At 72.2% G+C, this 21,144-nt stretch carries 26 protein-coding genes; 17 read left to right on the forward strand and 9 right to left on the reverse strand.

Annotated elements, in window-relative coordinates; genetic code table 11:
- Positions 1 to 72: 72 nt before the first annotated feature.
- The 6 genes from AB0E91_RS30585 to AB0E91_RS30610 all read right to left on the reverse strand — a co-directional run bounded on the left by AB0E91_RS30585 (position 73) and on the right by AB0E91_RS30610 (position 6,210).
- The gene (locus AB0E91_RS30585) at positions 73 to 1,524 is read right to left on the reverse strand and encodes a HAMP domain-containing sensor histidine kinase (RefSeq protein ID WP_361788518.1); all 1,452 of its coding nucleotides are present in this window, start codon (positions 1,522 to 1,524) and stop codon (positions 73 to 75) included.
- Complete coding sequence (locus AB0E91_RS30590) at positions 1,521 to 2,252, reverse strand: response regulator transcription factor (RefSeq protein ID WP_361788520.1); 732 nt, start codon at positions 2,250 to 2,252, stop codon at positions 1,521 to 1,523. Before AB0E91_RS30590 ends, AB0E91_RS30585 begins: the two co-directional genes overlap by 4 nt.
- Before the next feature lie 84 nt (positions 2,253 to 2,336).
- Positions 2,337 to 2,570: a hypothetical protein gene (locus AB0E91_RS30595; RefSeq protein ID WP_161179381.1), complete on the reverse strand. Its 234-nt coding sequence runs from the start codon at positions 2,568 to 2,570 to the stop codon at positions 2,337 to 2,339.
- Between the two features lie 70 nt (positions 2,571 to 2,640).
- Positions 2,641 to 3,714 (reverse strand): trypsin-like peptidase domain-containing protein, encoded by a 1,074-nt coding sequence (locus AB0E91_RS30600; RefSeq protein ID WP_361788522.1) that lies wholly within the window; start codon positions 3,712 to 3,714, stop codon positions 2,641 to 2,643.
- Between the two features lie 152 nt (positions 3,715 to 3,866).
- A complete protein-coding gene (locus AB0E91_RS30605; RefSeq protein ID WP_361788524.1) occupies positions 3,867 to 4,901 on the reverse strand; it encodes a LacI family DNA-binding transcriptional regulator in 1,035 nt (344 codons plus the stop codon).
- Between the two features lie 544 nt (positions 4,902 to 5,445).
- Positions 5,446 to 6,210 carry a response regulator transcription factor gene (locus AB0E91_RS30610; RefSeq protein WP_361788526.1) on the reverse strand — a complete coding sequence of 255 codons (765 nt, stop codon included), beginning with the start codon at positions 6,208 to 6,210 and terminating at the stop codon, positions 5,446 to 5,448.
- Between the two features lie 171 nt (positions 6,211 to 6,381).
- Here AB0E91_RS30610 and AB0E91_RS30615 point away from each other — a divergent pair, with 171 nt between their 5' ends.
- From AB0E91_RS30615 to AB0E91_RS30650, 8 genes are all read left to right on the forward strand, one after another.
- Positions 6,382 to 7,272 carry an alpha/beta fold hydrolase gene (locus tag AB0E91_RS30615; RefSeq protein ID WP_361788528.1) on the forward strand — a complete coding sequence of 297 codons (891 nt, stop codon included), beginning with the start codon at positions 6,382 to 6,384 and terminating at the stop codon, positions 7,270 to 7,272.
- Positions 7,273 to 7,326: 54 nt separating this feature from the next.
- Positions 7,327 to 7,581, forward strand: a complete 255-nt coding sequence (locus AB0E91_RS30620; RefSeq protein WP_361788530.1) for a MoaD/ThiS family protein — start codon at positions 7,327 to 7,329, stop codon at positions 7,579 to 7,581.
- Between the two features lie 4 nt (positions 7,582 to 7,585).
- Complete coding sequence (locus AB0E91_RS30625) at positions 7,586 to 8,728, forward strand: hypothetical protein (protein WP_361788532.1); 1,143 nt, start codon at positions 7,586 to 7,588, stop codon at positions 8,726 to 8,728.
- Between the two features lie 195 nt (positions 8,729 to 8,923).
- On the forward strand, positions 8,924 to 9,646 hold the full coding sequence (locus AB0E91_RS30630) for a DUF2993 domain-containing protein (protein WP_361788534.1): 723 nt from the start codon (positions 8,924 to 8,926) through the stop codon (positions 9,644 to 9,646).
- A gap of 239 nt (positions 9,647 to 9,885) precedes the next feature.
- A complete protein-coding gene (locus AB0E91_RS30635; protein ID WP_350751515.1) occupies positions 9,886 to 9,966 on the forward strand; it encodes an Ms5788A family Cys-rich leader peptide in 81 nt (26 codons plus the stop codon).
- Positions 9,967 to 10,094: 128 nt separating this feature from the next.
- Positions 10,095 to 10,940 (forward strand): sulfurtransferase, encoded by an 846-nt coding sequence (locus AB0E91_RS30640; protein WP_361788536.1) that lies wholly within the window; start codon positions 10,095 to 10,097, stop codon positions 10,938 to 10,940.
- A gap of 58 nt (positions 10,941 to 10,998) precedes the next feature.
- Positions 10,999 to 11,286 (forward strand): DUF1416 domain-containing protein, encoded by a 288-nt coding sequence (locus AB0E91_RS30645; RefSeq protein WP_361788538.1) that lies wholly within the window; start codon positions 10,999 to 11,001, stop codon positions 11,284 to 11,286.
- Positions 11,287 to 11,386: 100 nt separating this feature from the next.
- Positions 11,387 to 11,653, forward strand: coding sequence for a DUF3099 domain-containing protein (locus tag AB0E91_RS30650; RefSeq protein WP_361788540.1), 267 nt, complete (start codon positions 11,387 to 11,389; stop codon positions 11,651 to 11,653).
- Here the strand turns inward: AB0E91_RS30650 and AB0E91_RS30655 are convergent.
- Both AB0E91_RS30655 and AB0E91_RS30660 read right to left on the reverse strand, forming a co-directional pair.
- A complete protein-coding gene (locus tag AB0E91_RS30655) occupies positions 11,650 to 12,054 on the reverse strand; it encodes a VOC family protein (RefSeq protein ID WP_361788542.1) in 405 nt (134 codons plus the stop codon). The two genes, AB0E91_RS30650 and AB0E91_RS30655, sit on opposite strands and share 4 nt — an antisense overlap.
- A gap of 24 nt (positions 12,055 to 12,078) precedes the next feature.
- A complete protein-coding gene (locus tag AB0E91_RS30660; RefSeq protein WP_361788544.1) occupies positions 12,079 to 12,441 on the reverse strand; it encodes a DsrE family protein in 363 nt (120 codons plus the stop codon).
- Positions 12,442 to 12,587: 146 nt separating this feature from the next.
- Between AB0E91_RS30660 and AB0E91_RS30665 the strand changes: the two genes are divergently transcribed.
- The 6 genes from AB0E91_RS30665 (at position 12,588) to AB0E91_RS30690 (ending at position 17,383) form a co-directional block, all read left to right on the forward strand.
- Positions 12,588 to 13,295 carry a hypothetical protein gene (locus AB0E91_RS30665; protein WP_361788546.1) on the forward strand — a complete coding sequence of 236 codons (708 nt, stop codon included), beginning with the start codon at positions 12,588 to 12,590 and terminating at the stop codon, positions 13,293 to 13,295.
- Positions 13,292 to 14,245, forward strand: a complete 954-nt coding sequence (locus AB0E91_RS30670; protein ID WP_361788548.1) for a hypothetical protein — start codon at positions 13,292 to 13,294, stop codon at positions 14,243 to 14,245. Before AB0E91_RS30665 ends, AB0E91_RS30670 begins: the two co-directional genes overlap by 4 nt.
- A complete protein-coding gene (locus AB0E91_RS30675; protein ID WP_361788550.1) occupies positions 14,242 to 15,081 on the forward strand; it encodes a hypothetical protein in 840 nt (279 codons plus the stop codon). Before AB0E91_RS30670 ends, AB0E91_RS30675 begins: the two co-directional genes overlap by 4 nt.
- 224 nt (positions 15,082 to 15,305) lie before the next feature.
- Positions 15,306 to 15,881: an FABP family protein gene (locus AB0E91_RS30680; RefSeq protein ID WP_361788552.1), complete on the forward strand. Its 576-nt coding sequence runs from the start codon at positions 15,306 to 15,308 to the stop codon at positions 15,879 to 15,881.
- 88 nt (positions 15,882 to 15,969) lie between these two features.
- A complete protein-coding gene (locus AB0E91_RS30685) occupies positions 15,970 to 16,407 on the forward strand; it encodes a Fur family transcriptional regulator (RefSeq protein ID WP_361788554.1) in 438 nt (145 codons plus the stop codon).
- A 10-nt stretch (positions 16,408 to 16,417) separates the two neighbouring features.
- Positions 16,418 to 17,383: a folate-binding protein gene (locus AB0E91_RS30690; protein ID WP_361788556.1), complete on the forward strand. Its 966-nt coding sequence runs from the start codon at positions 16,418 to 16,420 to the stop codon at positions 17,381 to 17,383.
- Positions 17,384 to 17,501: 118 nt separating this feature from the next.
- Here AB0E91_RS30690 and dtd read toward each other — a convergent pair whose 3' ends face one another.
- A complete protein-coding gene (dtd, locus tag AB0E91_RS30695; protein ID WP_361788558.1) occupies positions 17,502 to 17,927 on the reverse strand; it encodes a D-aminoacyl-tRNA deacylase in 426 nt (141 codons plus the stop codon).
- Positions 17,928 to 18,085: 158 nt separating this feature from the next.
- Between dtd and AB0E91_RS30700 the strand changes: the two genes are divergently transcribed.
- From AB0E91_RS30700 to AB0E91_RS30710, 3 genes are all read left to right on the forward strand, one after another.
- Positions 18,086 to 18,679, forward strand: coding sequence for an aerial mycelium formation protein (locus AB0E91_RS30700; RefSeq protein WP_361788560.1), 594 nt, complete (start codon positions 18,086 to 18,088; stop codon positions 18,677 to 18,679).
- 71 nt (positions 18,680 to 18,750) lie between these two features.
- Positions 18,751 to 19,992, forward strand: a complete 1,242-nt coding sequence (locus tag AB0E91_RS30705; protein WP_361788562.1) for a GNAT family N-acetyltransferase — start codon at positions 18,751 to 18,753, stop codon at positions 19,990 to 19,992.
- 334 nt (positions 19,993 to 20,326) lie between these two features.
- Positions 20,327 to 21,052 (forward strand): hypothetical protein, encoded by a 726-nt coding sequence (locus tag AB0E91_RS30710; RefSeq protein WP_361788564.1) that lies wholly within the window; start codon positions 20,327 to 20,329, stop codon positions 21,050 to 21,052.
- Positions 21,053 to 21,144: the final 92 nt, after the last annotated feature.

Raw genomic sequence — 21,144 nt, forward strand, 5'->3', positions numbered from 1 at the left:
GCACAGCGGCACGGCGCCCTGAAGCAACAGCCTCCCGCGTACCGCCCCCCGAGCCACAGCGGCAGCGCAGCGTCACGCGGTGTCCGGCGGCGGCACCGGCGCCCCCGGCAGCCGTACCGTCACCAGGGTGCCGCCGCCCGGGGCGCGGGAGAGGGTGACCTCGCCGCCCGCCTGGCGGATCGTGCGGGCGACGATGGAGAGGCCGAGGCCGGAGCCGGGGAGGGCGCGGGCGCTGGGGGAGCGCCAGAAGCGGTCGAAGACGTGCGGGAGTTCGTCGGCCGGGATGCCGGGGCCGTGGTCGCGCACGGTCAGCGTGCCGTCGGTCAGCCGCACCTCGACCGTGTCGCCCTCGGGGCTGAACTTCACCGCGTTGTCGAGGATGTTGACCAGGGCCCGCTCCAGCGCGGACGGCTCCGCGCGGACGTACCAGGGCTCCAGGTCCGCCGTGATCGTCAGCTCGGGGCCGCGCAGCCGGGCCCGGCGCAGCGCGGCCTCGGCCGTCTCCTGGAGGGAGACCACCTGGACGCGCTCGCCGTGCTGCCCCTCCGAGCGGGACAGCTCCTGCAAGTCGCCGATCAGCGCGCCGAGTTCGGTCATCTGCGCCTTGACGGAGGCGAGCAGCGCCTTGCGGTCCTCGGCGGGCAGCGGACGCCCGGTCTCCTCGCTGCGGCTGAGCAGTTCGATGTTGGTACGCAGGGAGGTGAGCGGGGTGCGCAGCTCGTGCCCGGCGTCCGCGATCAGCTGTTGCTGGAGGTCGCGGGAGCTGGCCAGAGCGGTGGTCATGGAGTTGAAGGAGCGGGAGAGCCGGGCCACCTCGTCGTCGCTCTCGTCGACCACGGGGATGCGGACGGCGAGGTCCTCGGTGCGGGCCACGTGCTCGACCGCCTCGGTCAGCTTGTCGACCGGGCGCAGCCCCGCCCGGGCCACCGCGAGACCGGCCGCGCCCGCCCCGACCACGCCGATGCCGGAGACCAGCAGCAGGATCAGCGCGAGGTCGTCCAGGGTCCGCTCGGTGTCCTTCAGCGAGAAGCCCACCATGACGGCCACGTCGGGATACGGCTGCACGTCGGGCCCGCCGCCCACCAGCACGGCGCCGGTCATCACCCGTACGTCGCCGCCCTTGGAGTCGGTGCCGTCGCGCACCCACCGGGTGCGGTTGGTGGGGTTGCGGGCGACGGCGATGTCCGAGGCGGTCACCTTCACCGTGCCCTCGGAGTACGGCGGGACGCAGACCTTGCCGTCGGAGGTGACGATCTGGAGGTAGAGGTAGCTGGGCGGTCCGTCGCCGTAACTGTCGTTGGGGGACTGGGGGCAGGTCAGCAGCAGCGTGGTGACCTGGTCGGCGCTGAGCGGGCGGCCGAGGCTCGTGAGCCGGTGGTTCAGCTCGTCCTCCAGCTTGCGCTGGACGATGAACCAGCAGGTCACCGACACCGCCGCCACCGCGAACGCCACCGCCGCCGCGACCAGCATCGCAAGGCGCGCCCGGATCGGCAGCGCCTGGTAGCGGCGCACCAGCCTCCTCACTCGCCGCCGCCCTGCCGCAGTACGTACCCGACGCCCCGGACGGTGTGCACGAGCCGGGGCTCGCCGCCCGCCTCGGTCTTGCGGCGCAGATACATCACGTAGACGTCGAGGGAGTTGGAGGAGGGCTCGAAGTCGAAGCCCCAGACGGCCTTGAGAATCTGCTCCCGGGTGAGGACCTGGCGCGGGTGGGCCATGAACATCTCCAGGAGCGTGAACTCCGTACGGGTCAGTTCCACCGGCCGGCCGCCCCGGGTGACCTCCCGGGTCGCGAGGTCCATCCGCAGGTCCCCGAAGGTCAGCGCCTCGTCCTCCTGGGCCTCGGCGGACACGGACGCCGCGTAGGTGCTGCGTCGCAACAGGGCCCTGATGCGGGCGAACAGCTCGTCCAGCTCGAACGGCTTGACCAGGTAGTCGTCGGCCCCGGCGTCGAGGCCGGTCACCCGGTCGCCGACCGTGTCGCGGGCGGTGAGCATCAGTATCGGGGTGGTGTCCCCGGTGCCCCGGATGCGCCGGGCCGCCGTCAGACCGTCCATGCGGGGCATCTGGATGTCCAGCACGAGCAGGTCCGGGCGGCAGGCGGCGGCCTTCTCCAGCGCGTCGGCGCCGTCCACCGCGACCTCCGTGTCGTACCCCTCGAAGGCGAGGCTGCGCTGGAGGGCCTCGCGTACGGCCGGTTCGTCGTCGACGATCAGGATGCGCTGGGGGTCACGGTCGCCTTCGGCGCTCATCGCTCGCGTTCCTCGGGATGGTGTGGTCGGATCGGGGCGCTTCTCAGCCTCGCACGTTTCGGGCTTCCGGCGTGGTTGCCGGGGTCAGACGCCGGCCGGGGTCAGCCGGTTGAGGGCGGTGAGACGGTTCAGCGGCACCTTGCGGCGGTGCGGGCGGTCGGCGGAGGTGCGCAGGCCCATCAGCTGGGGCGCGGGGGAGGGCAGCTCGGGGAGGCGGGGAGCCGGGGCGGGGGCGTGCAGCTCGTGCGCCACCTCCAGGGCCAGGGTGACGTCGGCGGGGCCGGTGACACGGGTCTGGTGCATGGTGTACGTGATCATGACGTGCTCCCTGCTGTTCGGTGGTGCGCTTGCCCAGGGCCGTACCGGAGGTCTTCCGGAAGACAGGCCCCTAGTCCGTCGAGCCCGCCCGCAGCTTGGCGAGGTCGGACTTGACGGTGTTCACCGGGATCGCGAAGCCGAGGCCGATGCTGCCCGCGTCCGAGGACGAGGAAGCCTGCGAACTCGACGAGTACATCGCGGAGTTGATGCCGATGACGCGGCCGGAGGCGTCGAAGAGGGCGCCGCCGGAGTTGCCGGGGTTGAGCGAGGCGTCGGTCTGGATCGCCTTGTAGGTGGTCGTGGACGAGCCGGTGTCGCCGTTGAACTCACGGCCGCCGAACCGGAACGGCCAGTCGCCGTCCCCGCCCTGCAGCCCGCCCTGGCCCTGGCCCTGTCCCTGGCCCTCGTCGGTCGACACGGTCACGTCGCGGTCGAGGGCCGAGACGATGCCGCTGGTCACGGTGCCGCTCAGCCCCTCGGGGGAGCCGATGGCGACGACCGTGTCGCCGACCCGGACGCCGGAGGAGTCGCCCAGCGTCGCGGCCTTGAGGCCGGAGGCGCCGGAGACCTTCAGCAGTGCCAGGTCCTTGGAGCTGTCGGTGCCGGTCACCTCGGCGGCGTAGCTCTTGCCGTCGCTGGTGCGGACCGTGACCGAGGAGGCGCCGGAGATCACGTGGTTGTTGGTGATGATCTCGCCGCCGCTGGTGACGACGACGCCGGAGCCGGTGGAGGAGCCGTCCTGGAGGGTGGCGTCCACCTGGACCACGCTGGGGCTGACGGCCGCCGCCACGGCGGCCACCGTGCCCTTCTTGCCCGCGGCCACCACGGGGGTGCCCGTGTCCGCCGAGGCGGAGTCGGAGTGGCCCGCCAGCTCCTGGAAGGCGTAGGCGGTGCCGCCGCCGACCGCGGCCGCGACCAGCGCGACCGCCGCGAGGAGTGCGATCGGGCCCCGCGCCCGCTTCCCCTCCGGAGCCGGACCCGGCGCGTACGGCGGCGGGGACTGCCACGGGGCGGGAGCGGCGTGGGCGGCGGCCGGCGGGGTGTCGGACCCGTAGGGGTGGTTCCCGTACCCGTGAGGGTGCTCGTACCCCTCGGGGTCTCCGTACCCGTCGGCGCCGCTGCGGCGCGTGCTCTCGTCGGTCATGTGAAGAGCATGTCCCGCGACCATGAGAGCTTCCTGAGCCCTCCCTGAGAACCCGGGCAGAAGCTGGGTCCTCCTTCATGAGAGGCCCGCTCAGCTGCCGATGAGAGCCGGATGAGAGTGCTGGTGGGACCGGTCGGAACGTGGGGGAGCGGTCAGCCGTCCCGGCGCGCGCAGCCGCAGCTCTGGCGGATCTGGAGGCGCGAGGGGAAGGTCTTCAGGCGCTCGCGGCGCGAACCGGCGAGGCGCAGCCCGTCGTCCAGGACCAGGTCGACGGCCATGCGGGCCATCGCGGGCCGGTCGGAGGCGACGGTGGTCAGGGGCGGGTCGGCGAGCGCCGCCTCCTTGATGTCGTCGAACCCGGCCACCGCCAGCTCGCCGGGCACGTCGAGCCGCAGCTCGCGCGCGGCGCGCAGCACGCCGATGGCCTGGTCGTCGGTGGAGCAGAAGATCGCGGGCGGCCGCTTCGGCCCGGAGAGGATGCCGAGGGCCACGCGGTAGGCGTCGTAGCGGTTGTACGGCGCCTCGAAGAGGCGGCCCTCGGTGGGCAGGCCCGCCTCGTCCATGGCGCGCTTCCAGCCCTCTACGTGGTCGGAGACCGGGTCGCCGACCGCCGGGGTGTCGGCGGTGCCGCCCATGCAGGCCACGTACTCGTACCCGTGCTCCAGGAGGTGGCGCACGGCGAGCTGGGCGCCGCCGAGGTCGTCCGTCACCACGGCCACGTCGTCGATGGCCTCGGGGCGCTCGTGCAGCAGCACCACGCGGGCGTCCCAGGCGTCGATCTCGGCCGCCGCCTGGTCGTTCAGCGCGTGGGAGACCAGGATCAGGCCGGAGACCCGCATGCCGAGGAAGGCCCGCAGATAGTGGACCTCGCGCTCGGCGATGTAGTCGGTGTTGCCGACCAGGACCATCTTTCCGCGCTCGGAGGCGGCCTGTTCGACCGCGTGCGCCATCTCCCCGAAGAAGGGCTGGCGGGCGTCCGGGATGATCAGCCCTATGAGGTCGGTACGGCGCGAGGCCATCGCCTGGGCGACCCGGTCGGGGCGGTACCCCAGCTCCTTGATCGCCGCGAGGACACGCTCGCGCGTGGCCGGGGCGACCGGCCGGGGTCCGTTGTTGATGACATAACTGACGACGGCCGTCGAGGTCCCCGCCAGCCGTGCCACATCATCCCGAGTCACCTTCGCCACGCGCGGAGTCTACGCGGATTGACCCGCTCTGGGCAGGGCGAAAACGCGCTGGATACGCGGCGTCCGGGGGCGGCCGGGGGCCGGGCGGTGCGAGGTCGGACGTGCGGGGGGTCTACCCGGTGGGGGGCGGCTTCATGCATGGGCATGCGGGGGCGTGCATGGGGGATCGCATGGTGCCGGTCCGCGGGGTCACGGGGTGCCGGCCCACCGGGGGCACGGGTGCGGGTCCGCGGGGACCAATGGGCCCGTCTCGCACGGGGCCGTGCGGCGGGGCGCGGACGTGGCCCCGGCTCGGCTCGCGCTCCGGCTCACGCCGCCGCCGGGATCGGGGATCACGGACCTGGACCGGCTGGACCGGCTGGGCCGCGCGGCGACGGCGAGGCGGCGCGCGCGTGGCGCACGGCTCCGTTCGCGGCCCCCTGCGGGTCGGCCCGTAAGGGATCCCGGGCCGGCATGCAGGGGACCGCGCCCCGCTCACCGTGCCGCTCACGCGCGCCGTACAGCGCGGCTCGCGGCCGGGACGACGTGCGCCGCGCGCCGCCGCTCAGGCGTCCGCCGGGATCTCCGCCGGGCTCTCCGAGTCGGCCGCCGCGCTCCGCTCCCGCTTGGCCTTGGCCTCCTCGCCGCCCCGCTCGCCCTTCTCCGGGGTGACGAAGCGGTAGCCCACGTTGCGCACGGTGCCGATCAGCGACTCGTGCTCGACGCCGAGCTTGGCCCGCAGCCGCCGTACGTGCACGTCCACGGTGCGGGTGCCGCCGAAGTAGTCGTAGCCCCAGACCTCCTGGAGCAGCTGGGCGCGGGTGAAGACGCGGCCCGGGTGCTGCGCGAGGTACTTGAGCAGCTCGAACTCCTTGAAGGTCAGGTCCAGGACCCGGCCCTTGAGCTTGGCGGAGTAGGTGGCCTCGTCCACGGAGAGGTCGCCGTTGCGGATCTCCATGGGGGAGTCGTCGTGGACGAGCTGCTGGCGGCCCTGGGCGAGCCGGATGCGCGCCTCGACCTCGGCGGGGCCCGCCGTGTCGAGCAGGACGTCGTCGATGCCCCAGTCGGCGGTGACGGCCGCGAGGCCGCCCTCGGTGACGACCAGGACGAGCGGACAGCCGGGCCCGGTGGAGCGCAGCAGCTGACACAGGCTGCGCACCTGGGGGAGGTCGCGGCGGCCGTCGACGAGGATGACGTCGGCGCCCGGGGTGTCGACCAGGGCCGGTCCCTCCGCCGGGGCCACGCGCACGTTGTGCAGCAGCAGGCCGAGGGCGGGGAGCACCTCCGTCGACGGCTGGAGGGCGTTGGTCAGGAGCAGCAGAGAACTCATACGTCTGGTTCCTCCTCGGTCCCTGCGAGGACGTGTGCGATGCGGAACTGCTCTGCGATCCCGGGGCCCCGTACACCCGGCGGTCTCCCGCTTCGTATACAACGCTACCGAAAGCACAAAAGGACCCGGGGGCTGCGCTGCCCGAGTCCTCTGCCCAGCAGAATAGCCCACATGAGCAACCGTCCGGCAGGTCATGCGGCACGTTCCACCGTTCGTCCGAATTCCGAGACAGGCAGACGTGCCCCTATCCGGACGTTTCTGCGCACGGACGACGGAATTCCGATCGATTCCGTATACGAACCGGGCGCGACCGTATACGAAATGCTTCCGGGCAGCGGATCGGCAACGGAATCCACCGATCACGACACGCCTCACGACACGGCGGGCACCTCCGACGTCGTCTTCGTCGTCGCCCACGGCTTCACCGGCGACGCCGACCGTCCGCACGTGCGGCGGATCGCGTCGGCCCTCGCCGCGTACGGCGCCGTCGTCACCTTCTCCTTCCGCGGTCACGGCGCCTCCGGGGGCTGTTCCACCGTCGGCGACAAGGAGGTCCTGGACCTCGCGGCGGCCGTGGCGTGGGCGCGCGGCTTCGGGCACGCGCGCGTGGTGACCGTCGGCTTCTCCATGGGCGGCTCGGTGGTGCTGCGTCACGCGGCGCTGCACCCCGGCGCGGTGGACGCGGTGGTCTCGGTCAGCGCGCCCGCCCGCTGGTACTACCGGGGAACCGCCCCCATGCGCCGTCTGCACTGGCTGGTCACCCGGCCGACCGGCCGCCTGGTCGGCCGCTACGGCTTCCACACCCGTATCCACCACCGCGACTGGAGCCCCGTCCCGCTCTCCCCGGTCGAGGCCGCCGCCCGGATCGCCCCCGTCCCGCTGCTGGTCGTGCACGGCGACAGCGACGCCTACTTCCCGCTGGACCACCCCCGGATGCTCGCCGAGGCGGCCGGTGACCACGGCGAACTCTGGCTGGAGCCGGGCATGGGCCACGCCGAGCACGCTGCGGACGACGCCCTGCTGGCCCGGATCGGGGAGTGGGTCCGCGCCCGGACGCACTAGCCTGAGCATCACCGTCTTGATTTTTTCTTTCCTGACCGTCGATTGAGGAACGAGATGCCCCAGGTCACGGTGCGCTACTGGGCGGCGGCCAAGGCCGCGGCAGGCGTCGCCGACGAGCCGTACGACGCGGCCACACTCGCCGAGGCGCTGGCCGCCGTGCGCGAGCGCCACCCCGGCGAGCTGGCGACCGTACTGCGCCGGTGCGCCTTCCTCGTCGACGGCGATCCCGTCGGGACACGCGCGCATGAGACGGTACGGCTGGCCGAGGGCGGCACGGTCGAGGTGCTCCCGCCGTTCGCAGGAGGATGAGGCGTTGAGCAGCGATCAGTACGACCCCTACACCGGGTACGACCCCGAGCGGACCCAGCAGTGGGAGGGGCCCACCTGGGACACCCGGAACCACGCGCAGCTCCCCGAGACCGGGACGGCCGGGGCGGGGTACCCGCAGCAGCCGCAGCAGGCCCAGCAGCCGTACCAGGCGTACGACCCCGCGCAGGCGCAGCCGCAGCCGTACCCGCAGCAGGCGGCGTACCAGCCGTACCAGCAGGCCCAGGCGCCCCAGCAGCCGTACCAGCCGATGGCGACCGGGACGCGCCCGCAGCCGGTGCCCGAGCCGCAGCAGGCCCCGGAGGCCCCGCAGGCCGTCGCCCCGGAGGCCGGCGCCGGTTACGGTCCCGCCACCGTCGCCGGGAACGCCCGCGTCACCGACGCGCAGCGGGCCCGCCTGGAGGGCCGCTCCCCGATCATCGAGCCCGGGATGCAGCCCGCGCTGCTCACCGCCGTGCTCGGGGCGCTGCTCGCGGTCGCGGCGCCGCTCGGCTCGTACGCCCTGGTCGTGCCGCTGGTGGTGCTCCAGGCGGTGACGGCGGCGGGCTGGTTCCGGCTCAACGGCATGTGGCCCGCCCGGCAGGGCATCGCGCTGGCGTTCCTCGGCGGGCTCGTCGCGGACGTGGCGGTGCTGGCCGCGGGCCGCGACCACGCGCCCGCCGCGATCATCGGCCCGCTCGCCGTCTGGGTGATCCTCTCCCTCGTCCTCCAGCTCCGCTCGCACGCCTCGCCGGACGAGCGGATGTACGGCCTGATGGCGACCGTCGCCTCCTCGGCCCTCACGATCCTCGCCACCGGCTACCTGGGCGCCACCGCCGACGCGGTCTCGGTCGGCGCTGCGGCCGTCGCGGTCGCCGCCGTGGTCCGCGCGCTGCCGCTGCCGATCCCGGTCTCCGTGGTGATCTCCCTGCTCGCCGCCGCGGGCGCGGGCTACGCCGTCGGCGGCATGAACGGTCTCGGCGCCAACGGCGCCGCCCTGGGCGCCGCGGCCGCCGTCTGCGCGCTGATCGGCCACCGCGCCGCCAGTTACGACTACCCCTCCCGCTTCGTCCACTTCACCGCGGGCGTCGCCCTCCCGCTGGCGGCCGCCGGGCCAGTGGTCTGGGTCCTCGGACGGGCGCTGGGTTAATCCCCCACGGCACGCCCTCCACGGCACGCTCCTACGGCGATTTCCGGCCCGTGTTTCCGAAAAGGGAGGGCGGGAACCACGCGAAAAGCCGCAGTCCCGCGCGGCCCTGTCACAGGTGATCGACAATGCGCCGGGGACAGGGCCGCGCGGGCTACGGTGACGGCGCCGAAGCGTCTGCCGACTCCTGGGGAAAACATGCGTGCCCTGCGAATACTCATCGTTCTCGTCGTGATTCTGGGCGGGCTGTTCGTCATCGCGGACCGGGTGGCGGTGCACTTCGCCCAGGGCGAGGTCGCGGACAAGGTGAAGGCGCGGGAGAACCTGTCGCAGACACCGGACGTGGACATCAAGGGATTCCCGTTCCTGACCCAGGTGGCCGGGGGTTCCCTGGACGACGTGGAGATCGGGATCAAGGGCTTCACCACGCCCGCCGCGGGCAACGGTGCCTCGATCCGCATCGACGACCTCCGCGCCGACATGCAGGACGTCCGCTTCTCCGGCGACTACAGCTCCGCCACCGCCGCCCGGGCGACCGGCACCGCGACGATCTCCTACGACGAGCTGATGAAGGCCGCGAAGACCGAGCCGACCGATCTCGGTGTCTTCACCGCCCAGGTGGCGGGCCTGTCCTACGGCGGCGACGGCAAGCTGAAGGTGGCCTTCAAGGTCTCCGTGCTGCCCAAGCCGGTCTATCTGAAGAGCTCCCTCGCGGTGGAGGGCGACCAGCTGAAGATCACGGCGGACGGGCTGCCGCAGCTCGGTGCCCTCAGCATCGCGGAGAGCAAGATCCGCTCCGTCACCGACTTCCGCCAGGCCATCGACCGGCTGCCCGGCGGGGTGAAGCTGGACCAGGTGCGGGCCACCCCGGACGGGCTGCGGATCACGGTGAAGGGAACCGACGTCAAGCTGGGCGGATGAGAGCGGGGCGGGCGGGGTAGGTGGCAGGCGGTGCGCGCCGCCCGCCACCCCGGCCGTCCGACTGGCGAGACGCCGGTGTCCGTACCGTAGATATGACGAACGCTCGCGAGCGCCCGTGTGCCCGGAACCGGGCGCCGGGCGCTTCTGTATTTCCCCTTCCTTCCGGCATGCGGACGATCGCGTCTCAATATCCGACATGGCGGTGACATGCCCGCCCGGACCTCCTTACGATCGACGGCATGAAGCGACAGGCGGATCTCACCAAGCGGCGGGCAGTTGACCTGTGCCGCGTTGCCGCCATGCTCTGTCGCCCCTTCTGAGCGGAAGTCCGCGCGCTTCCGCATTTCCCGGCCGCCCTGCTGGTAGGGCATCCGTGCGCCGTCGTACCCCCGTGCGCGCGCACCCCTCTCACCGCACGCCACCGTGACTGCCCCGGAGGAGAAAGAGCATGAGCCGCAGCGACGTACTGGTCGAGGCCGACTGGGTGCAGGAGCACCTGGACGACCCGTCCATCGCCATCGTCGAGGTGGACGAGGACACGTCCGCGTACGACAAGAACCACATCAAGAACGCGATCCGCATCGACTGGACCAAGGACCTCCAGGACCCGGTCCGCCGCGACTTCATCGACCAGGAGGGCTTCGAGAAGCTCCTGTCGGACAAGGGCATCGCCAACGACACGACGGTGATCCTCTACGGCGGCAACAACAACTGGTTCGCCTCGTACGCCTACTGGTACTTCAAGCTCTACGGCCACGAGAACGTCAGGCTCCTCGACGGCGGCCGCAAGAAGTGGGAGCTGGACGCCCGCGAGCTGGTCGCCGGGGACGAGGTGCCCGAGCGCGCCAAGACGGAGTACCGGGCCAAGCCGCAGAACCTCGCGCTGCGCGCCTTCCGTGACGACGTGGTGGCGGCCATCGGCACGCAGAACCTGGTCGACGTGCGCTCGCCCGACGAGTTCTCCGGCAAGCTGCTCGCCCCGGCCCACCTGCCGCAGGAGCAGTCGCAGCGCCCGGGCCACGTGCCCAGCGCGCGCAACATCCCGTGGTCCAAGAACGCCAACGACGACGGCACCTTCAAGTCCGACGAGGAGCTGAAGGCGCTGTACGCGGCCGAGGCCGTGGACCTCGCCAAGGACACCATCGCCTACTGCCGCATCGGCGAGCGCTCGGCCCTGACCTGGTTCGTGCTGCACGAGCTGCTCGGCGTCGAGAACGTCAGGAACTACGACGGCTCCTGGACCGAGTACGGCTCGCTGGTCGGCGTGCCGATCGAGCTGGGCGCGAACAAGTAAGTCCCCCTGCAAGTCCGACCCGACCGGCCTTCCGGTCAGACCCCTTACGGAGAAAGACATGTGCGGAGCGAAGGCCGGCGGCCCGGACGCCTCGACGATCAAGCCCGGTGAGACCACGATCCAGGGGCAGGTGACACGTGACGGCGAGCCGGTGACGGGCTACGTCCGCCTGCTGGACTCGACGGGCGAGTTCACCGCGGAGGTCCCCACCTCCGCCACGGGTCAGTTCCGCTTCTACGCGGCCGAGGGCACCTGGACCGTCCGCGCCCTGGTGCCCGGCGGCACCGCCGACCGCACGGTCGTCGCCCAGCGGGGCGGCCTCGCGGAGGTCGCGATCGCGGTCTGAGCGGAACGAGGGCTCACTGTGACGGCTCCGAAGGGCCGCGCTCCACGGGTTGGACACCCGGAGCGCGGCCCTTCGGGCGTTCCGGTCCTACCCTGGACTCATGTACGCACGGCGGCGGCGCTGGTACTTCGTGATGATGGGGGTCTGCGTCGTCATCTTCGTCCTGGCCTGGGCGGTCGTCCGCATCTGGTCCGTCCCGGCGGCCGTCGGCATGTGCCTGTTCGCCATGGTGATCCCCCCGGTGGCCGCGATGGTCGCCAACCGGCGCGGCCCCGAGGACCGCTGGTGGGACTCGCCCTCCGGCGACCCCCAGTCCGACGAGTGGTGGGACGAACTGGACGGCAAGAAGAAGGGGCCGAAGCCCTAGGTCGCCTGCGGGTTGGCGTCCTGCGGGTTCTGGCCGTGGGCCGCGTCGATGACGCAGAAGCGGTTGCCTTCGGGGTCGGCGAGGACGACGAAGTCGGGGTCCTCGGGGTAGCTGTCCCAGTCGACGCGTACGGCGCCCAGGGAGAGCAGGCGGGCGATCTCCGCCTCCTGCTCGGCGGCGTCGGCGGCGTAGAGGTCGAGGTGGACCCTCGGGTGGGGCTGTACGGGGGTGGTGCTGCGGTCCAGGGCGATGCCGGGGCCGGAGCCGTCGGCGGGGACCAGTACCGTCCAGTCGTCGGACACTTCTCCGTCACGCGGGACGTATCCCAGCGCGCTGCCCCAGAACTCCGCGGCCCGCCGCACGTCGGCGGCCCCCATCACGATCGTCCCCAGCCTCAGCATCCGCCGATTCTGGCAGGCACGTGATCAGTAGACGAGGGCCTGCGTGTCCTCGGCCATGACCTCCTGCACGAAGACCTGCGCGCCCGCGATGCGTACGCCCTCCAGCACGTCCTTCTCCGTGATGTCCCGGCGGGCGGCGCACTGCGTGCACAGCGTGACGCGGCCCCCCGCGAGAATCCCGTCCAGCAGCTCCGGCAGCGGCGCGGCATGCGGCAGTTCGAACTCGGCGGCCCGCCCCGGCAGCGCGAACCACGCCGACTCCCCGGTGAGCCACAACGACACCTCGACCCCACTGGCGACGGCCACGGCCGCCACGGTGAAAGCCTGGGAGCAGCGTTCGGGGGCGTCGGCCCCCGCGGTCACCTTGATCACGAGCTTCTTCGCCATGACTGAAGCGTAATCCGGTTGCCTGCAACTCCATGGACATGTCATGAGTCTCCTGTGAGGCGTGGGTGACGGAATCCGCGCTTCCCGTTCTGGGAGGGGACGCGTTGGACGTATCCGAAAGACCGGTCTGTGGACCCGAGGGGGCCGTGGAGCCTCGTCCTCGGCGCCGTACCGCCCGGCTTCTGACCTGTGCCGTCGCGCTCGGGCTGATCGCCGGGACGTGTGCGGGCTATCTGGTCCAGGCCGCCCGTGAGCCCGGTGAGCTGCCCTCTCTGTCGCAGCCGAAGCTCGCGCAGTCCCGGGGTGAGGCCCCCGAGCCGCTGTCCGCCGCGCGGGACCGCCAGGTCAAGGTGAACGGCGACCTGCGCCGACTGCTGCTGCCCAAGCCGGCGGGCGCCCGCGACGATGCGGAGGTGGTGAGCGCGGACGGCTGGCTGAGCCTGACCGCCTACGCGGGCGAGTTCGGTGAGCCGAAGGCGGCCTTCGAGACGCTGGTCCAGGACCAGTTCCGCCGCGCCGCCACCACCGGCTGGCTGCAGGGACAGCGCTCGGTGGAGATCCGTCTGGTCCAGTACCGCCAGGAGGAGGCCAAGAGCGCCGCCGCCTCGGCCGAAGAGGGACGCTACTGGGCCGAGCGGGAAGCCCACACCCGTAGTTGGCCCGTCCCCGGCACGGGCGACGGCATCTCCTACGTCCACGACCGCCCCGCGACCGAGTACGGCGTCTCGGTCTACGAGGCAGAGGCCCACGCCTGGCGCGGCGACATCGCCATGGAGATCTGGGTCTACGACACGAAGCCGGTCCCCGCGACCCTGATCCAGGACCTGGCCAAGCGGCAGATGGAGCGGCTGTGAACGAGGAGAAGGAGACGATGTCCGGCTCGGAGAGCGCGGAGCTCCGGGAGACGCCCGACGCGGGCGTACCAAGCACCAGGGAGGCCCCGGCGACCCCGGAGCCGAGCGGCCTGGAGGTGCCCGGGGTGGGCGCGGGGGGTGCCGGGCAAGCGTCGGAAGCCCCCGAGGACTCCGAGGCGACCCCTCGGCCGCCGGAGGGCGACACGCCCACCTCTTCCGCCACCCCGGAGGGAACCCGGCCCCGCCGTCTCGGGCGCGTCCTCGGTGCCACCGCCCTCGCCCTCGTCACCCTTGCGGGCGTGACCGTCACGGCTGTCGTCGTCGGCGGAGCGGACCGTGAGGCCGGGGAGCCCGTGTGGCGGTTCCCCGGGGCCGTCGAGGAGAAGGCCGCGGCGGAGCCGGGCGGACTGCGGGGGATGCTGCTGCCGTACGGGGAGACGTACGGGCGCGGGCCGGACACGGACGAGTTCGGGGCGGACGTGGCGCTGTCCGGGCGGCAGGCGGAGGAGCTGCGGAAGCGGTCGTACCAGGACCTGCCCCGCTCGGAGCGGCGGCTGATGGAGGAGCGGTACGAGAAGGACCCGCTCAAGGGCATGGCGATGCGCACCTACGTGAGCGGTGCGGACCCGGACGGCGGTGACCCCGTCTTCACCCTGCAGGTCGTGCTCACCCAGCGGGCGCATCCCTCCCGCTCGGCCGCCGCCCTCGGTGACGCCCTGAAGATCTTCCGGAAGGGCCCCGCGATCAAGGGCCACGAGCGCGACGCCGCGTGCTTCCTGCCCCCGGGCGGGCTCCACGGCGGCATCGAGTCGATGCTGTGCACCGGCCACGTCGGTGACGTGGACGTCTTCGCCTGGGTTCACGGCGCCGCCCCGCTCGACCGCAAGGCGGCCGCGGAGATGATCCGCGCCCAGTTCGACCGCATCAAGGACCCGGGTGAGGCCGTATGACCGACCAGCAGACCCTGCCGACCACCGACGAGCGGGCCGAGCGGCAGCAGGCGCCGGGCCGCCCCGCCAGGACCGTCACCCCCCGCCCCCGCCTGCGTGCGGCCCTCCGCTGGGTGGCCGCCGTCGTCGTGTTCGCGGCGGTCGGGACCGGCACGGCGTACGGGATCACCCTCATGGACCGTACCGACGTACCCGGACTCGCCACCCGCTCCGACGGCCGCTGGGACTACCCGGAGCTGGTCAGGCCCCCGCTGCCGTCGGGCAGCCCCGGCCCGCTCGCCGCCTCGAACAAGGCGGGCGCGCACTACGCCGATCTGCGCGCCCTGGTGCTGCCCGCGCCGCGCGGTGCCACTTCGGACCCCGCGCTGAAGGGCGACGACGGCTGGGTGACGATGAAGGACCTCCTGGCGCCGTACACCGAGGAGAGCCGTCCGGACGTGCGCCAGATGCTCGTCGACAACGGCCTGCGGCACATCGCGGCCCGTGGCTGGACCACCCCGGACGGCACGCACACCCGGATCTACCTGTTCCAGTTCGGCACGGCCGCCGTCGCCGAGGACGTGCTGGGCCGGCAGTTCACCGGATATGCGGAGCCCCGGTACCAAGTCGCCGATGCCGATGCCTACGCCCTGGAAGAGCCCTTCCCGGCGGCCCGGGTGAAGGGTGTCTCGCGCGTCGACTTCACCGAGGCCAAGCCCTACGGCAAGGAACAGCTGAGGATGGCGTACCTCGGTGCGGGGGACACCGTCGCGATGATCACGCAGACCCGCAGGGGCGGCGCTGCGGCCATCCCGTTCTGGCAGACCCTGACGCTCCAGAGCGAGCTGCTCGCCTGAGAACCCACCTCGCCAGGAGAGCCGGGGCCCGGCCGCGTAAGCTGGCCCCGGCTCTGTCGTACGCCCACTTCCGCTTCAAGGAGCACATTCCGTGGAGATCTTCTTCGAACTGCTGCTGGTCCTGGTCTGCGTCGGCGTTCTCGCCTTCGCCGGACTGACCGTGAAGAAGCTGTACCAGGGCCAGCGCTGACCCGCCGCAAGGAACCGACCAGGAACGGCCGCTCATGATCGAGATCCCGTCTGACCTGCACAAGGACCTCGTCCCCCTCGCCTTTCTGCTGGGCAACTGGGTGGGCGCCGGTGTCCACGACTTCCCCGGTTCGGAGAAGTGCAACTTCGGCCAGGAGGTGAGCTTCACCCACGACGGCCGGGACTTCCTCGAGTACCAGTCCCGCACCTGGGTCCTCGACAAGGAGGGCAACAAGGTCCGCCCGCTGGAGTCCGAGGCCGGCTTCTGGCGCATCGACGCCGACCGCAAGGTCACCGTCACGCTGACCCGCGACGACGGCGTGGTCGAGATCTGGTACGGCGAGATGGCCGACAAGAAGCCCCAGATCGAGCTGGCCACCGACGCCGTGGCCCGTACCCCCGAGGCCCCGCCCTACACCGGCGGCAAGCGCCTCTACGGCTACGTCAAGAGCGACCTCATGTGGGTCGGCGAGAAGCAGACCCCCGAGGTCGAGCTGCGCCCCTACATGTCCGCCCAGCTGAAGAAGGCCGTCACCCCGGAAGAGGTCGAGCGCTGGGCGAAGGCCCTGCCGGACGACATGCCGGACGACGGCATCGCGTTCTTCAAGTAGGCCCATCCGGTTCTACGCGGGCCCGCACGGCCGCAGGGCGCCCTGTTCAACCCGGGGCGCCCCGGCCCGCAGGCCCTAGACTTCCAGTGTGGTGAGCACCGACTGGAAGAGCGACCTCAGGCAGCGCGGCTACCGGCTGACGCCGCAGCGGCAACTCGTGCTCGAAGCCGTGGACACCCTGGAGCACGCGACCCCGGACGACATCCTCGTCGAGGTCCGCAAGACCGCCTCCGGGGTCAACATCTCCACCGTGTACCGCACGCTGGAGCTGCTGGAGGAGCTGGGCCTGGTCAGCCACGCCCATCTCGGCCACGGCGCGCCCACGTACCACCTCGCCGACCGTCACCACCATCTCCATCTGGTGTGCCGGGACTGCGAGAACGTGATCGAGGCCGACGTGGACGTGGCCGCCGACTTCACCGCCAAGCTGCGGCAGCAGTTCGGGTTCGACACCGACATGAAGCACTTCGCGATCTTCGGCCGCTGCCGGGACTGTGCCATGAAGAGTTCAACCACCCCGTCGTAGGCTGGCCCGTATGAAGAGCCCCCTGCTGTCCCTGCCCGGCGCCGTTCCCGCCGAGGGTGTGGACGAAGGCGTCGCCGCCCACTACGGCGACCTGTTCCGCGAGCAGCGCGCCCTCGCCGACGGCACCGGTTTCGTCGACCTCTCCCACCGGGGCGTCGTCACCGTCACCGGCGACGACCGGCTGAGCTGGCTGCATCTGCTGCTCACCCAGCACGTCAGCGACCTCCCCGTCGGCGAGGCCACCGAGGCGCTGATCCTCTCCGCCAACGGGCACATCGAGCACGCGCTGTACCTGGTGGACGACGGCACCACCGTCTGGGCGCACGTCGAGCCGGGCACCCAGGAGGCGCTGATCGCCTACCTGGAGTCGATGAAGTTCTTCTACCGCGTCGAGGTCGCCGACCGCACCGCCGACTACGCGGTGGTCCACCTCCCCGCCGGTTCCATCGCCGAGATCCCCGAGGGCGCCGTCGTCCGCGAGACCCCCTACGGCCGCGACCTCTTCCTCCCGCGCGCCGGCCTGGAGGACTTCGCCGCCCGCTCCGGCCCCGCCGCCGGCCTCCTCGCGCACGAGGCCCTCCGCGTCGAACAGCACCGCCCCCGCCTCGGCTTCGAGACCGACCACCGCACCATCCCCCACGAACTGGGCTGGATCGGCACCGCCGTCCACCTCCAGAAGGGCTGCTACCGCGGCCAGGAAACCGTCGCCCGAGTCCAGAACCTGGGCAAGCCCCCCCGCCGCCTCGTCTTCCTCCACCTCGACGGCAGCGACGTCCACCTTCCCCCGCCCGGCACCGAACTCCGCCTGGCCGCCGACGGCCCCGAGGGCCGCAAACTCGGCACCGTGACCACCTCGGCCCGCCACCACGAACTGGGCCCGGTGGCCCTGGCGTTGGTGAAGCGCAACACCCCCGTCGACGCCCCCCTCCTGGCCGGGGACACGGCAGCCTCCCAGGAAACGATCGTCGAGCCGTAAGGCTGCGCCGCGTAGCTGCGGGCAGTCGCGCCGCCGTGCCCCCCCACCCCAGCTGCGGGCAGTCGTGCCGCTGGGGCGGCACGGGTGGGCGCAGCGGCACCCGCAGGCGCGGCAAGCGTCACATCTCGAGCAGCACCGTGAACGGCCCATCGTTGGTCAAGGACACCCGCATCTGGGCGCCAAACCGCCCCGTAGCCACAGTCGCCCCCAACCCCCGCAGCTGCGAAACCACCTCATCCACCAACGGCTCCGCCACAGCCCCCGGCGCCGCCGCGTTCCACGTAGGCCGCCGCCCCTTCCGCGCATCCCCGTACAACGTGAACTGACTGATCACCAGCAACGGCGCGTCCACATCACTGCACGACTTCTCGTCGGACAGCATCCGAAGGGACCACAGCTTGCGGGCAAGCTGAGCCGCCTTCTCCTTGGTGTCCTCGTGGGTGACCCCGACGAGGACACACAACCCCTCCCCGTCGAGAGAACCCACCGTCTCGCCGTCCACGACGACACTCGCCCCGTCCACCCGCTGCACCACCGCTCGCATGCCCCCATCATGCCCGGTGGGGAAAAATGCGCTGCTCGGGTGCCCAGGACCCGTCATTACCGCCCATCCAGGGCCGTTCGGGGGCAGTCGGTCACATAGCGGCCACGTGGGGTGGCACGATGCTCCCACACGCCGGTCGAGGGGACGGTCACCACCACATGAGCACACCGAGCACCAGCGACAGGCTGGAGACGCGCCGGCCGCCCGCGCAGCGCGCCGACAGTCCGCCCGGCCCGTCGCTGCCCGTGGAGCCGCCGGAGCACGACCTGACCCGGCTCAGCCTGCCGGAGCTGCGCGCCCTGTGGCGCGACGCCCAGCGCGACGAGGCGGACCTCAGCTATGTACGGCGCCTGCTGCAGGGCCGAATCGACATCCTGCGGGCGGAGTTGGCCCGGCGCGGCGGGTCGTCCGTGCCCGCGCCGGCGGACGCCTCCGTGGTCGAGCGGCTGTCGGAGATCCTGACCGACGGCCCGGCCCGGCACCGCTCCTCCGCCCGCCACGTCACGCTGGGCACCCCGCACAACGAGGAGTACGGGCGGCTGGCCGCCGAGATGCTGGGAGAGGTCGAACTGTCCGACCTCACGGCCCGCACGGACGCCGAACTCGCCGCCGCCATGGCCCGGTTGACGGGGTACGAGCAGGAGATCTCGCGCCGCCGCCAGCACCTCCAGCGCACCGCCGACGGCTGCAGCGCGGAGATCGCCCGCCGTTACCGGGTGGGCGAGGCGCAGGTGGACGACCTGCTGACCTGAACCGGGACGGACGGGCCGCGCGCGGAAAATGCGGGCGACACGCCACCGTTCCCGCGCCTACCGTGACCTCCATGATCGACATCCGACCCGTCGAAGAGGACGAGTTCGAGGAATGGCAGCGCGCCATGCACACCGGCTTCCTGATGGGGCCGGACCCGACTGCTGAGCAACTGGAGGCGAACAGAAGGCAGTTCGTGAACAGCCGCGCGCTCGGCGCCTTCGACGGCGGCCGCTGTGTGGGCACCTTCCGTTCCTTCTCCCAGGAGGTCACGGCGGTCGGCGGCGCGCCGGTCCGGTCGAACGCCGTCACCAATGTGACCGTCAGCCCGACCCATCGCCGCCGCGGCCTGCTCACCGAGATGATGCGCCGCGACCTCGCGGCGGCCGAGGAGCGGGGGGACGCCGTGGCGACCCTGATCGCCGCTGAGTACCCGATCTACGGCCGCTACGGCTTCGGTGCCGCGACCCACGCCACCGCCTGGACCGTGGACGTCACCCGCTCCGGGCTCGACTCGCGCCCGCCGGTCCTGCCCGACGGCGCCCGGATCGACCTGGTGGACGGCACCGAGGTGCGCAAGCTGGGCCCCGCCTTCTACGAGCGGCTGCGCCCCGCCCTGCCCGGCTCGCTGAACCGGAGCGAGGTGTGGTGGGAGGCCCGTACCGGCGTCCTCCGCTTCGCCCGCGACTGGACGGAGCCGTACCACGCGGTGCTGCGCTCCGCCTCCGGCGAGGTCGAGGGCCTGGCGACGTACCGCTGTGAGGTCGACTCGGGCCTCGGTGAGCAGCCCGAGTACGTCGTCGTCGTGGACGGGCTGCTCGGTGCCACCCCGGCGGCCGAGGCGGCCCTGTGGCGGTTCCTCTGCTCGATCGACTGGGTGACCAAGGTGAAGTCCGGCCGCCGCTCCCCGGACGACGTGCTGCCCCACCTCCTGCCCGACCAGCGCGCGGCGCAGATCGAGCGGCACTCCGACTGGCTGTGGGTACGGTTCCTGGACGTGGCGGCGGCCCTGGAGGCGCGGACGTACGAGCGGACCGGAACGGTCGTCCTGGACGTGCTGGACGAGGGCGGTCCGGCCGGGGGCCGTTACCGCCTCGATGTGTCTCCCGAGGGCGCCTCCTGCACCCCGGCGCCGGGCGCGGGCGCCGATCTCACGCTGTCCGCCTCGGAGTTGGCCACCGTGTGGCTCGGCGACGGCTCGCTGGCGCGGCTCGCCGGGATCGGCCGGGTCCGGGAAGAGCGAACGGGCGCCGCCCGGGAGGCCGACGCCCTGTTCCGTACGTCCGGGCGGCCGTGGTGCCCGGACGTCTTCTGAGGCGGTCCCTTCTCCCGGTGGCGTTTCCTGGACATCCGTAGCGAGCAGTGCGCGTGGGCGCGGTCGGGACCTGATCCCGACCCGCCACACGTTCTTCGGTTGTGACTGTGCGGTGCCGTGTTCTGTTGTGGCTGTGCCGATTCAGTTGTGGCTGTGCGCTTCGGTGGCCGTCCCCAGTCCGGACTCCCGGCTCCCCTCCGGAAGGGAGCCCGGCGGCCAACCACTCGAAACCTGGGCCATGTTGGCCGAGTTGGCTACCAACTCTCTCTTCTTATAGCCGCCTGGAAGCCGCCCATAACCACCTTTCGGTGAACTGCCGCAAGATGGCGGGAAGTTGTACCGTTTTCCTGTGGACCCGGAACACACCTCGACCACTGGCCGGAAGAGGTCACGGCGGTCACCGCACGACGTGGCCACCGGGCCCGGCGCACCCGCGCCTCCGCAGCCCACCATGGCGGCCCTCGTGCCGCGCGTCGCGGCAGCCTTCGCCGCCCCGCACGTCGAGATCGACGCGCTCTGTCTCACCTCCGTCTCCCTCACGCTCGCCGTCGGTGAACCGCTGCGGCAGATCCACGCCGGGCGGCTCGAACCGGCCAAGATCGACGTACGGGTGCTGCTGCCCTCCCGGGACATCGACCTCGCCTTCCCCGCCCCGGCCGACGGCCGCGCCGCCGGTCACGGCGCCCCGGTGCTGCGTCGGCGCTGGCTGGCGCTGCGCAACGCCCAGGCGCAGGTGCTGCGCGAGAACCTGCTGGCCCTGCGCACCACGCATGGCGTGGACGTCCATGTCCGCTTCCGCGCCCTGCCGTTCACTCCGCCCGTCCAGCTCTATCTGCTCGGCGGCTCCGAGGCGCTGTTCGCCTACTACACGCTCGCCCGGCTGGAGCGCGAGGTCGGCGACGAGCGTCTGGTGGTGTACGACGCGGAGGGCACCCGGGCGATGCTGTTCGCCTTCGAGCGGGGGGCCGGGCCACGCGACACCGCGTTCGTGGACCAGTCCCGGAAGTGGTTCGAGGCGCTGTGGGAGACGATCAGCTCGGAGCTGGTGCTGACGCCGTAGGGGGTGTCTCGTCGATCAAGCCGGGCTCGCGGCGTCTGGCACCGCACCTCGCCGCGTTGTCGTCGGTCGCCGATGCTCCGCATCGACTCCCT

The organism is Streptomyces sp. NPDC026659 (assembly GCF_040638245.1).
Lineage (GTDB): Bacteria > Actinomycetota > Actinomycetes > Streptomycetales > Streptomycetaceae > Streptomyces.